This window comes from candidate division WOR-3 bacterium (genome assembly GCA_016934535.1).
Taxonomy (GTDB): Bacteria; SDB-A; SDB-A; order SDB-A; family SDB-A; genus JAFGIG01.
Map to the genome: position 1 here is coordinate 1 of JAFGSQ010000038.1, position 11,133 is coordinate 11,133.

The 11,133-nt window shown below is 45.9% G+C and carries 13 protein-coding genes; 7 read left to right on the top strand and 6 right to left on the bottom strand.

The genetic code is table 11. The features are described 5' to 3' along the window. From JXL83_06225 to JXL83_06245, 5 genes are all read left to right on the top strand, one after another. Positions 1-1,245: immune inhibitor A (locus JXL83_06225; protein ID MBN2363709.1), on the top strand; the 1,245-nt coding region annotated here is incomplete at its 5' end. Position 1,246: 1 nt separating this feature from the next. Further along, positions 1,247-2,200 (top strand): PorV/PorQ family protein, encoded by a 954-nt coding sequence (locus JXL83_06230; protein ID MBN2363710.1) that lies wholly within the window; start codon positions 1,247-1,249, stop codon positions 2,198-2,200. Between the two features lie 71 nt (positions 2,201-2,271). Continuing rightward, positions 2,272-2,484, top strand: coding sequence for a hypothetical protein (locus tag JXL83_06235; GenBank protein ID MBN2363711.1), 213 nt, complete (start codon positions 2,272-2,274; stop codon positions 2,482-2,484). Positions 2,485-2,516: 32 nt separating this feature from the next. Continuing rightward, positions 2,517-3,548, top strand: a complete 1,032-nt coding sequence (locus JXL83_06240) for a hypothetical protein (GenBank protein ID MBN2363712.1) — start codon at positions 2,517-2,519, stop codon at positions 3,546-3,548. 10 nt (positions 3,549-3,558) lie between these two features. Beyond that, a complete protein-coding gene (locus JXL83_06245; protein ID MBN2363713.1) occupies positions 3,559-4,668 on the top strand; it encodes a VCBS repeat-containing protein in 1,110 nt (369 codons plus the stop codon). A 20-nt stretch (positions 4,669-4,688) separates the two neighbouring features. Here the strand turns inward: JXL83_06245 and JXL83_06250 are convergent, their stop codons facing one another. Beyond that, positions 4,689-5,414 (bottom strand): RDD family protein, encoded by a 726-nt coding sequence (locus JXL83_06250; protein ID MBN2363714.1) that lies wholly within the window; start codon positions 5,412-5,414, stop codon positions 4,689-4,691. Positions 5,415-5,488: 74 nt separating this feature from the next. On the opposite strand from JXL83_06250, the gene JXL83_06255 reads away from it, so the two are divergent. After that, the gene (locus JXL83_06255; GenBank protein ID MBN2363715.1) at positions 5,489-6,043 is read left to right on the top strand and encodes a hypothetical protein; all 555 of its coding nucleotides are present in this window, start codon (positions 5,489-5,491) and stop codon (positions 6,041-6,043) included. Here JXL83_06255 and JXL83_06260 read toward each other — a convergent pair whose 3' ends face one another. The 3 genes from JXL83_06260 to JXL83_06270 all read right to left on the bottom strand — a co-directional run bounded on the left by JXL83_06260 (position 6,044) and on the right by JXL83_06270 (position 8,806). Next, the gene (locus JXL83_06260) at positions 6,044-7,528 is read right to left on the bottom strand and encodes a hypothetical protein (GenBank protein MBN2363716.1); all 1,485 of its coding nucleotides are present in this window, start codon (positions 7,526-7,528) and stop codon (positions 6,044-6,046) included. Between the two features lie 93 nt (positions 7,529-7,621). Beyond that, positions 7,622-8,530 (bottom strand): T9SS type A sorting domain-containing protein, encoded by a 909-nt coding sequence (locus JXL83_06265; GenBank protein ID MBN2363717.1) that lies wholly within the window; start codon positions 8,528-8,530, stop codon positions 7,622-7,624. A gap of 3 nt (positions 8,531-8,533) precedes the next feature. Beyond that, entirely contained in the window at positions 8,534-8,806 is a 273-nt protein-coding gene (locus JXL83_06270) for a hypothetical protein (GenBank protein MBN2363718.1), read from the bottom strand. A gap of 100 nt (positions 8,807-8,906) precedes the next feature. Here JXL83_06270 and JXL83_06275 point away from each other — a divergent pair, with 100 nt between their 5' ends. Further along, the gene (locus tag JXL83_06275) at positions 8,907-9,389 is read left to right on the top strand and encodes a hypothetical protein (protein MBN2363719.1); all 483 of its coding nucleotides are present in this window, start codon (positions 8,907-8,909) and stop codon (positions 9,387-9,389) included. A gap of 204 nt (positions 9,390-9,593) precedes the next feature. On the opposite strand, the gene JXL83_06280 is transcribed toward JXL83_06275, so the two are convergent. Both JXL83_06280 and JXL83_06285 read right to left on the bottom strand, forming a co-directional pair. Further along, entirely contained in the window at positions 9,594-10,373 is a 780-nt protein-coding gene (locus JXL83_06280) for a T9SS type A sorting domain-containing protein (GenBank protein ID MBN2363720.1), read from the bottom strand. A 538-nt stretch (positions 10,374-10,911) separates the two neighbouring features. Further along, on the bottom strand, positions 10,912-11,133 hold a 222-nt coding region (locus JXL83_06285), incomplete at its 5' end, for a hypothetical protein (protein MBN2363721.1).

Genomic DNA, 11,133 nt, shown 5'->3' on the forward strand with positions numbered 1-11,133 from the left:
CTCAACATTCTCGATCCGGACGGAGACAAGGTTGCGCACGGGCTTTTTGTAGTTCACGCAGGACCCGGCGCAGAACAGACGGGCGACACATTTGATATATGGTCGCACAAGGCGGATGCGAGGGAGCTCTGTGAGCTCATTAGAGACAATTACGACCCTGCCTGCCCTTACATAATTTCAAACGGATGCACCCTCGGAGTATATTCAATGGAGCCAGAAATGAACGAAGACGGCTCACTCGTCACGGTCGGCGTTTTTTGCCATGAATTCTGTCACGTTCTCGGGGCGCCAGACCTTTACAACACCGACGACGGCAACTCTGTCGTCGGCAAATTCGAACTTATGGACGCCGGAAGCTGGAACAGGCTTTCAGGAGAACAGCCCGGGACAAGACCCGCCCATCCTTCACTGTGGATAAAAATGCTTCTGGGTTGGGTTGTTCCCGATTCAATAGAAAGAGACGTCACGGGAGTCCCCGACATAGTGAAATCGGCCAGTCTGGACGCCGCAGGAGGAACCGTATATCCCAGAACATGGAGAGTGCTCCGGAATCCAAACGGAGTTGACTGGACGGACACGCATCCGGGAACGGGCGAGTATTTTTTGTTTGAGAACAGGGCAAAAATCGGCTTTTTCGAAACGGCTCTTCCAGACGAAGGCATAGCCGTGTGGCATGTTGACGAGTCGAGACCGGACAACAACGACCCGGAAAAAAGACTTGTCTGCCTGGTCAAGGCCGACGGGGATCCTTCGACGACGGCGTCAGGAAGCGAGGGCGACCTTTTCAGCAGTAATACCGCTGAACTCGGATCCCGCGATGTCCCTTCTCCAAACATGTGGGACGGCGTTTCGAGCGGAGTGAAAATGAGAAACATATCCGCGTCTTCGCAGTTGATGTTTGCCGACATAGAGGCCGGACCGGTTCTTTTCGGCAAAGTTTTTTCCTATCCGAATCCCTTTGAAAAGAGATCCGGCGGAGATGTGTGCACGATTAAATACCAACCCCTTGGCAGCAGGGCAGAAGGCATGTTTCCCCTTTTCAGAATCGTAATCTTCAACCTGGCCGGCGAAGTCGTTCGACTCCTCGACGACCCTTCAGAGATATCACCTGTTTCGAGAGAAGCAGTTTGGGACGGAGAAAATGAATACGGAGACGAGGTCTCCAGTGGAATGTATCTGTACGTGATAGAATTGATACCGTTTTCGGAAGAGAGAAATTTCGGAAGGATAACGTTCATTCACTAATATGAAAAAAGCGACAATAACAACTATATTGATGTTGCTGATGAGCTCGCCTGCGTTTTCATTCAGCGCGGGGGTCACAGGCAGTACATTTTTAAAAATTGGAATAGGGGCGCGACCGGTCGCTCTCGGTTCGGCCTACACCGCTGTGTCCGACGACGCCAACTGCATATTCTGGAATCCGGCCGGACTCGGACAGACTTACGCTCTCGGCGGGACCATTTCATTTCTAAATCTTTTCAAGGACGTCAATTACGGCGCCGGAGCTTTTGTAGTAAGGCTGAAAGCTCTGGGAGTGCTCGGGATAGGCGGTGCGTTTTTGAGCGCGAGCGATGTGAGAAGAGACGCTAACGGAACCGAGACGGGCACATTTTCCAACTACGATGCGATGTTTATCTTGTCTTTTGGCAGGGAAATTTACGGAGAGAACCTTTTCGGAGGTGTTTCCGTCAGGGGTATCCAGAGTAAACTCGGAAACAGGACCGCGAGAACGGCCACACTCGACGGAGGAGTGCTTTTTGTGCCGCATCCTGTCCTGAGGCTCGGCGCCGCTCTTAAAAATGTCGGCCCAGGCATAGTTTTCATAAGCGAACGGGACCTTCCGCCCACTGAATTGCGGACTGGATCGGCTTTGGTCCTGCCTCTCAATCTCGAATCGTTCATTCTGAAGACGACATTGAGCGCGGACCTTGGTTTTTCAGAGTTTTCTAAAATTTCGGCAGGTTTCGGCGGCGAACTGACTCTTTTGCCTACGGATCTCGATTTGGCTTTTAAAGGTTTTTCTCTGAGGGGAGGATATCAGCCGGTCGAGAGGACGGGAGACTGGAGCGGATGGTCTTTCGGCCTGGGAGCAATGGTACCGCTCGGAAAAGACAATTATTTTTCAATTGACGCGGTGCATTACTCTTACGGATACCTTGGGGGAGCCGACAGGGTCTCTTTCACACTTAAAATATAAATTGCTAAAATTACCTGGTAATATTTTGAATGTATAGCTCATTAGGAAGAATGAAGAAGAGGAGGTGAAAAGTGGAGCAGTGGCCTAAATGCCTCAAGTGCCAATCCGGAATTCTTGTTCCCCTGTCGGACTACGGCAGGGAAGGAGCGACGATAAAGTACAAAGCTTGGGTTTGCACTAATCCGCAATGCGGATTCCACATCAGGATAGACAACGGCGAAATATCGATAGGAGACGCCGAGGTCATACACGACGCGAAATTGAGCCAGAAAAAAAGAATCTAAATGGTCGGAAAATCTTTCAAATCGGGGAAAAGATGATAAAAAGAGCACTGTTCGCGTTTCTGTCAGTTGCGTTTATTTCGTGCAGTAAAACCGACGAAACAACCGTTATCTTACATTACGAACCGAAAGAACCAGTTTACATTGTTCCTGAGACCCTGACCGTCTTTTCTGATTCTTTCGTTCAGCTCAGTTTCGGCTCGACAGACTTTTACGGAGATTACATGGCCGTCCTCGACATTTCACTCTGCAAATGCTTTGTCTACGAGAACGGAATTTTGAAAACCGTCTTCGGCGACAAAGGAGAAGGTCCCGGCGAATTCACATTCAACCAGTCAGGATTCGTCAAGTTCACGGATGAAGGCGAAATTGCAATTTTCGATCCGATGAGCTCAAGGTTGCAGATTTTTAATCTGGAAGGCGTACTGCTGAAATCTGTACAGATCGGAGTTATCAGCATTTCTTTTGACATTTCCGATACTGTGGCGGTGTTCGCTCCCCTGATGGGAAAGAGCCTCATTGAGTTCTGCGATGTCAACACAGGAGAACTCATAAAAAAATACGAAGGCGAAACGGAGGTCAATCTTATGGAAGCAAAACTGCCGCCGCCGATGAGAGTCCTGACAGGAGGAAAAAGCGACACCATTTGGTGGGGGTTCACTGAAGACTACACAATATACCAGTACACTATTGATGATTCGGCCATCAGCGGCTTCACCGTAGATTACGAACCGATTCCTTTTCCGCAGGAAGTTATCGATCTTATGTACGAAAGAGCCGGTCAATACAGGGAATTTCTCGAAGGAAGAATAAGAGACACTCAGCCTCCTTTCTATTTTATATCGTACGACAGCAAGCAGGAAAAACTGCTAATCCATATTGCATCGGACGAATACGCCTATAGCGCAATAGACATATTCGATGGTCAGAGCAATTATCTGAAAAGGGTTAAACTGGGTTTCGGAGAAAGTTCACAATTACTCGGAATAAGCGGAGGAACAGCCGCTGTTTTCGACATTGATAGTTTAAAATTGATTCTCTACGACGTGTCTGAAATCTACGAGTGATTTTTTAAAGATGAAATCAACCAGAAAATTTCCGGTCGCGGGAACCTTGACTGCGCTGATTCTTTTCGCTCTTTTTTCTTTCACGCCGCTTGATTCCGCCTGGACCCGGCAGGAAATAAGAGCGGGGGTGTTTCCCTTCGGAGTTTGCGCGGGCGACTTCGGCAATGACGGTTTTACGGATCTGGCTGTGGCCGGCGTCAAGCTTCTTGGCGAAAATGTCTATCTGATATTGAACAGGGAAGGCGCATTCAGCCAGCCCAGTCCTTTTCTGGCAGGGGACGGAACTCTCGACGTCGTTGCCGCCGATTTCGACGGAGACGGATTTCTGGACATAGCCGTAGCTGAAAAGATATCCCACATTTCAGTTTTCCTGAACACTGGATCGGATTCATTTTACGAATGCAAGCGTTACTATTCCGGACAGGATCCGAAAGCACTGTGTTCCAGTGATTTTGACCTCGACGGCGACGAGGACATAGCGGTCGCGAATTACTATTCAGGAACTCTAACGGTTTTTAATAACGCAGGTGACGGGACTTTTACCAGGAGCGGATCTTATGACGCGAAAAAAAGTCCGGCGGCGCTTTGTGCGGTTGACATAAACAGCGACAATTTTTTTGACCTCGCGGTGTGCGATGCTTGGAACGGGCGCGTGCTTCTCTTTCTCAACACCGGGGACGGAACTTTCTGTGAACCCATGAAAATTCTTTGCGTTGGCTGGCCGAAAGCAATAGATTTTGCGGATATAGACGGTGACGGAGATGAAGACTTTGCTGTCGCATGCGCGGCTGACGACGAAGTCAGGATATTAACAAATGACGGTGAAGGGAATTTTGTCATAAAGAGTGTTTATGACGGGGGAGACAGGTCTGAGGATTTAATCTTCGCCGATTTTGACGGAGACGGAGATGAAGATTATGCCGTCGTAAGCAGTTACGACGAAAAAATCAGGATTTACTCCAACACAGGAGAAGGGTTGTTTGTCCTTGTCTTTGAAGGAAAATCAGGCGAAGAACCCAGATCGCTGTGCACTGCCGATTTCGACAACGACGGCGATCCGGACATCGCCGTAACAAATTACTCGGTGAACAAGATCTCGGTTTTTTGGAACGAGCAATGACTCGATACGGAACTAAAGGATTACGACTCTTTTATAACGATTGATTTGGCCCAAACATCGCCCGTTCTTCTTCCGCCGGGCTTTGTAAATATGAACACAAGTTCTATTGCAAGAAGAGGAGCGAAATGAAGACCGATTTCCCGGAGGAATGATTTCCAGAATTTTATCGGTTTTCCGGTTTTTTCGTCTACGACTTTCATTCCGAGCATTTTCCTGCCCAGACTTTTTCCCTTGAAAGCGTCGCGGCAGTAAGAATAGAAGACTGCCGCAGTCAGGAGAATAAAGAATAACGACTTGGCCGGAACCTGAAGATATCCGGGTTCGGAAGACTCGGCGAGGACTACAAAAGGAATGCCTGCGAGGACCAGGAGAACGGACAGCATTCTGTCGATGAATAAAGCCAGTATTCTAAGCCATGGAGATGGTATCTCGTATTTCCCGGAATATTCCGCGGGCGGAGAGCCGAAAAGAGGGTCTTTTCTGAGTCTCTCATTGAGCGCGGGTACGTCGGAAAACAGCCTCAACAGTATCAGAAAAGGAAGAGACCCAAGAATAAGAACTAGAAAAGTCAGAAGAAAAGACAGAACCGCCTCGTAAGGACCGGGCTTTTCGAAAATATTTTCCATAAAAAAAGTGTAAGGCGCGCGAGAAGTAAAGACGATAAAGACCGTCAGAACAAAACACAGCGCCATGACAGAAAGCGAGACGGCCTGGAAAATCCTTTTCGGAATGAACTTTCTCTTCATCCGGCAATAATACACTGCTTTTTGTTTTTTTTCAAAAGATTGAAGTTCCCCTGTCGGCGTGGTAAATTCATCATATGAGGTGCCTGATCCTTTATTGTTTTATAATTTTTGCCTTTCAAACCCAGGCCGTCAGTAAAACTCTCGACGTGGAAACGTATTCGGCGGATCTTGAGATTCTCCATGAAACATCGTCTTATTTCAGGCCTTCCGACAGTTCGATGGTTTTCTGCGGTTTTCGACCCGGAGATGTGATACAAATAGCGGCTCAGTCGGAAAATGGCTGGCTGGGATTTGATCCTGGAGTCGCTCAAGCCGCCAACACGGGAGTTTTCAGATATAGATGGATAAAAAATGACTCCTGCGTAAACCTTAAAGGATTTTCAGAACATCTTTTGAGAATGCCTTCTCCGGACCCGTTTCTAACCTACAACATGTTTTTCGGCGGCACGAAAATCTACTGTGAACCGGATTCTCTTTCTCCTCCTTTGTATATGACACTCAACGGCGATTACGCCGTAATAGCAGGAAACACAGAAGGAGACTGGATACATGTCGATTTTTCAGAAGGGTTTCCTAAAATCGATGTAGAAGGTTGGATACAAAGCTCTTTTCTCAATTTAAGTTTCTGATTATATGAGCAGACACAGCTTTTGAACAGATTCCGTCTCATCGGTATTTAGTTTTATAAAAAACACTCCGGAAGAAACTTCGAGAAAACGACTGTCTTTTCTGTCCCATACAAATTCGTGAATACCAGAAATAAAAAAGCCTTGAACAAGTCTTTTGACAAATGCGCCCGTGACATTAAAAATGTTTATCTCGATGAAGCTTTCTTTCGGTAGAAAAAAACGCAGGCCGATTTCATTTCTGCCGTATAGAGGGGGAAGAAAACAAGCGTTACAAGACCAGTCGAAATTCGATTCGCTTTTTTCTTCGACAAACGAGAATGAAGTGATATCCGGAAAGATTTTAGCGAATTGTCCTCCATACGTTCCGATGTCGTTTCTCAACAGTCCTCTCGAAGGGTACAGAGCGTGTCCTGGATTCAGCGAATCTTCCGGGTCTTCGCTCGAAGAAGGGTCTCCCGAATCCACACAAGGCGATAACTGAGACAACACGTAGTTGCTGTCGCAGAAAAGAGGATCCGCGCTGATGTTTCCTGTCCCCGACCAGCCGTCTTCAATGTCGCAGTAAGTGAAAGCCGTGGTCCCTGCGCTGTAAGTCCATATCTGGTTGTATGATGAATATGTAGCCGTGTTACCACAGATTATATTGTTTCTGACTTCGACGGAAGTGGAGTGTATAAGTATACCTCCTCCTTTACCGCAGGGTGGAAGACTGCCGTCGCCGAGGGCTGAATTACCTGTAATGACGTTGTTTTCAACTGTTCGCGGATAAGACGGATTGTCGTTGCCAATCCATATTCCGCCTCCGCCGTAAGTGTTGTGTTGGGAGAAAGGTCTGTAAACTCTGTTTTTTGCTATTATGTTGTTCCTTATTATTCCACCGGAATAGTTCAAAACTATTCCGCCTCCATACATACCCGAATTGCCGATTATGACGTTGTTTTGTATCAGCGGAAAGCCGTCGCCTACTCTAATTCCTCCGGCTCCGGAGCTTACAATTCCCGAGGCGGTTCGAATTGCTTCATTGTAAACGATGACATTGTTGAGGATTTTTGGAGAAGCAAAAGAAATAAGTATCCCTCCGCCTTCTATGAAAACACCGTGGCCGTGTTCGTCGGTCCACTTCGTGCCGGTGCCCTGCGTGATCGTGAATCCCTGTATGACCGAATTAGAATCTTCTCCGCTGACGAAGAGAACACAGCTTCCCGTGTCTTCGCTTGAGGGCTGACTTCCGTCAATCACTGTGTTCAAAATGTGGACCGTTTCTCCGTCGACCAGATAAAGGCTCGCAAGCAGAATCTTCTTGCCTCTGAAGTTCAGGTTTTCAACGTATGTTCCTTCTGAGACGATTATCGTGTCGAAATCACCGCTCGAATCTATTGCCGATTGAATATCAGGAAAGCCGGCGGGAACGTATAATGTTTCTGACAGTGCATTTCCGGCAAACGCCATAATTAAGACGGATAAAAAACACAGAATCCTGAGCATATTTTCTCCTTTTTGGTCTTTGAATATTTAGACTGTTAAAGCTCGGTTCTGTGACGGTTTTTTGGATCAATATTTCAAAAAAAGGGAAATTTTCTATTTGATGAGAGTTATCCTTTTCATAACGTTGGTCTTTTCTGAGCATAGCATCAGAAAATATGTACCTGAGGGCAGAGACGACAGGTCTAAATTTATTTCGCTCGTTCCTTCTCTCAATAGACCGGGAAAATCCAATTGTAATTTTCTTCCGCACAGATCCAACAATTCGATTTTTGCGTGCGAGCTTGAAGGCAGAAAAAACCGGATCATTATCCTTCCATGTGAAGGATTGGGAGTCAGGCTGAACGACGATTGAGGGCAGGTGAAAACAGGTTCTTCGACAGAAGTGAACAGACTGTCGAAAAGACTCTGCATTTTCACAGCGTTGACTGTCATTTTCTGGAAATCTTGACCCGCTGCAATGCCGTAGAAAATTGAAATTGAGTCGAGAGGTCCAAGGAAATAAGGACCTGCTTTTATGTAGACGGCGAAGCTTCCAGACGTGTCAGGGATAATGCCTGGCGCTGTCGTGTCAGCAAGTATCTCGTATAGATACACGTCTTCGTAAGGCATATCCTCGGGCCAGTGAAAACTGACGCCGAGGTGGGGAACATCACTCAATGTCTTGATTCCGATGTATTCAGAAGGGTTGGGTCCGTCATAGAAATATGAAAGACCAAGGGAGTCTATGTACCCGCACCGGTCGTCGGTGTGGCTTGAATTCGTGACGTTAATGTCGGCGTAGAGACCGAGATATACCTGTTGATAATCATGCTCGGATTTGTTTTCGTATTCGTACTTGAAAATCAGAAAATCCGAGTAATCGGCTCTGGAGAAAGAAAAACATTTCCTGCGGGAAATTATTCCCGAGACGTGCTCAGAATCATCGAAGTGGTAATCGCTCGCGTACAGCGAGTCGCCGGTCCATTCCCATGCACAGTATGAAATGAACCATTCGTTGATCATGTGTCAACACAGTTTGTTCGAAAGTACGACTGTATCACCTGATGACGTGAGAAAACCTATGCCGTGACATCCCCTTAGAATGTGGTCCCGGCCTGAGCCGCCGGGGAATTCCAGCGATGAGTTTTCCCTGTTTCCTATGTCACCGTTCAAAGGGTCGAATCCGGTCCAGAGATTGTTGTTGTTGTGAAAACTGTCGAGAGGGGAAAATCGGCCGTCAGCAAAAAGAGACGGAGAAAAAAAGAAAGGTAAAATGAGAATAAAAGACAGTATTTTCATAGGTCCTCCTTTGAGCTTATTATTCCACAAAAAGAAACAAATGAACACGAAACGCTTAAAAATGTTGACAGGGAAGATGCCCGTGTGGATATAGTAAGAAATGCAGACGATTCATAATCTAATATTCATTGTAATACTTTTCGCGGGATTTACGGGTCTTTTAAAATCCAGAAATTTTACCGAGTTCGCGATAGTCAGCTGTGCCACATTGGCTCTTTTTGTTTTGTATCTGGCTTTTTACATAAGATTTGAAACAAGAAAGCACAGGGAAAGCACTCAGAAGGCGATAGACGAAAATCTGGCTTTGCTGAAATCGTATCCGGACAATTTCCCTTTCAAGATTACGGACAACATTTCCGGAGACTTCGTCGGAGAGCTCAAAAGAGACGACCTCTTTTTTCTTATCAAGGCTTTTTCTGAAGAGGGTATGAAAGCGAACGATTTTTATTTTCTCGAAGAACTTCTCGAACTGTTCGAAAAGGAAAAAAAACCTCCGGAAAGTCTTATTGTTTTTTTAAAAAAGATTCTCGAAAAAAAGGGCGAGATTGAACTTCACTGGGACGCCCCTGTCAAAACTCTTTGATATTTTGACCGCTTGATAGACAAATATCCTGTTTTTATTTATTCTTAAAAATTGAAATTTCTCCACGAAACCCTTCATTTACTAAATTTACTCACACTTTGCGGACAGCATCTTTCACGCCGGTGGATGTTGATTTTCTTGCAAGTGTCTGGATGAAAGAATAGGATGAGAGCCGCATATATCGGCTCTCATCCTATTAATAGGTCACTGGATTTTAATCAAAAGTTTTGAGTCGGTGTAATCCGGCGAACTGAGTTCGACTCTGTATATGCCAGAAGAAACTTCAGAGCCGAAATCGTCATTTCCGTCCCACTCAAATTGTGCGTTCTCTGAGAGAGATCTGTTTACAGCGAGAGTTCTTATTGTTCTGCCGCTCAAGTCGAATATCCTCAGTGAAACGTCAGTGCCCGCAGTAAAGATTTCCACGGGTATGAAGGCTGTGCCGATGAATGGATTGGGATAGAAATTGCCGAGTCCGAAAGTCTTTGACATAACCGGCGAGGAAGGCGTCTCCTCTACGGCGTTAAGACCGCCAATTCCGATTTGATTGCTCTGATGAATGTATTTGGGTGATCCGTGTGTCTGAAGCCAAACGGCAAAATATATCGCCTGTTCATCGTAATGCCACCAAGAAGTGCTGAGTGTAAAAGGAATTGTGACCTCGAGAGTCTCGGGATAGGTTCCTGAAAATGTAATTGGGGTCCCGTTGTAATTTGGATACATTTTTCTCGTAGGATAGTGGAATTCCGAAAAGTATCCATGTGCATAAGGCACCACTTTTGAGGCGGCGTCACAGTGCAATACAAACGGACCGGCACCTATTGAAGCCTCAAGTATAAGAGTGACGAAAATATTTCCGGAATGCGTAGTCGGATCGAAATCGCCGTCGAGGAGGATTTCGAGATAGCAGGGTCTCGACATGGCTGTGTTGAACGAATTCTGAAGGTAAGTGTTATTGGGATAGAGGTTTATATATCCGTCCATGAAGGCGTCGGGAACTCCGCCGACTCCGTAAAAATTTTTCCGGCCGAGTTGATCGGCGTTGTAAAATGGATCGCTTGACCAAACATGATACTTTACTGCCGAAATACTGTCGCCTTTGTTTTCTATGAATGTGTTCTGCTGACCAGCATACTGATTACAATAGGTTCACTGAGAAGCCCCGTGGATTTCAAGTAAAGGTCTTCTCACAGCGGAAAACAGAAATCCCGACATAAAAAGAATGCCGAGGATTCCGAGGACCAAAACATTCTTCTTCAAGTTTACCTCCTTGAATTTTTTATTCCAGTATTTTAAGCTCAACTATATTAAAAAGCAAACTAATTATTCAAACTTTCTATTATGCGCGGAATTACGGAACATAACTCAATGCCTACCCTCTTTAGGCCAAAAGGAAGGGACGCCAGGGGTGTATTAAAACCCCTCTTAAGAGGGGACAATATATTGGAAGGATTTATATAAAATTTAAAAGAAAAAAAATAGGATGAGAGCTGCATATATCGGCTCTAATCCTATTAATAGGTCACTGGATTTTAATCAAAAGTTTTGAGTCGGTATAATCCGGCGAACTGAGTTCGACTCTGTATATGCCAGAAGAAACTTCGGAGCCGAAATCGTCATTTCCATCCCACTCAAATTGTGCGTTCTCTGAGAGAGATCTGTTCACAGCGAGAGTTCTTATTGTTCTGCCGCTCAAGTCGAATATCCTCAGTGAAACGTCAGTGCCCGCAGTAAAGATTTCCAC

Coding starts and splice junctions, on each gene's coding strand:
- JXL83_06230 (MBN2363710.1), top strand. CDS start 1,247: ATGAAAAAAGCGACAATAACAACTATATTGATGTTGCTGATGAGCTCG.
- JXL83_06260 (MBN2363716.1), bottom strand. CDS start 7,528: ATGCTCAGGATTCTGTGTTTTTTATCCGTCTTAATTATGGCGTTTGCC.
- JXL83_06265 (MBN2363717.1), bottom strand. CDS start 8,530: ATGATCAACGAATGGTTCATTTCATACTGTGCATGGGAATGGACCGGC.
- JXL83_06250 (MBN2363714.1), bottom strand. CDS start 5,414: ATGAAGAGAAAGTTCATTCCGAAAAGGATTTTCCAGGCCGTCTCGCTT.
- JXL83_06270 (MBN2363718.1), bottom strand. CDS start 8,806: ATGAAAATACTGTCTTTTATTCTCATTTTACCTTTCTTTTTTTCTCCG.
- JXL83_06275 (MBN2363719.1), top strand. CDS start 8,907: ATGCAGACGATTCATAATCTAATATTCATTGTAATACTTTTCGCGGGA.
- JXL83_06240 (MBN2363712.1), top strand. CDS start 2,517: ATGATAAAAAGAGCACTGTTCGCGTTTCTGTCAGTTGCGTTTATTTCG.
- JXL83_06280 (MBN2363720.1), bottom strand. CDS start 10,373: ATGGACGGATATATAAACCTCTATCCCAATAACACTTACCTTCAGAAT.
- JXL83_06245 (MBN2363713.1), top strand. CDS start 3,559: ATGAAATCAACCAGAAAATTTCCGGTCGCGGGAACCTTGACTGCGCTG.
- JXL83_06255 (MBN2363715.1), top strand. CDS start 5,489: ATGAGGTGCCTGATCCTTTATTGTTTTATAATTTTTGCCTTTCAAACC.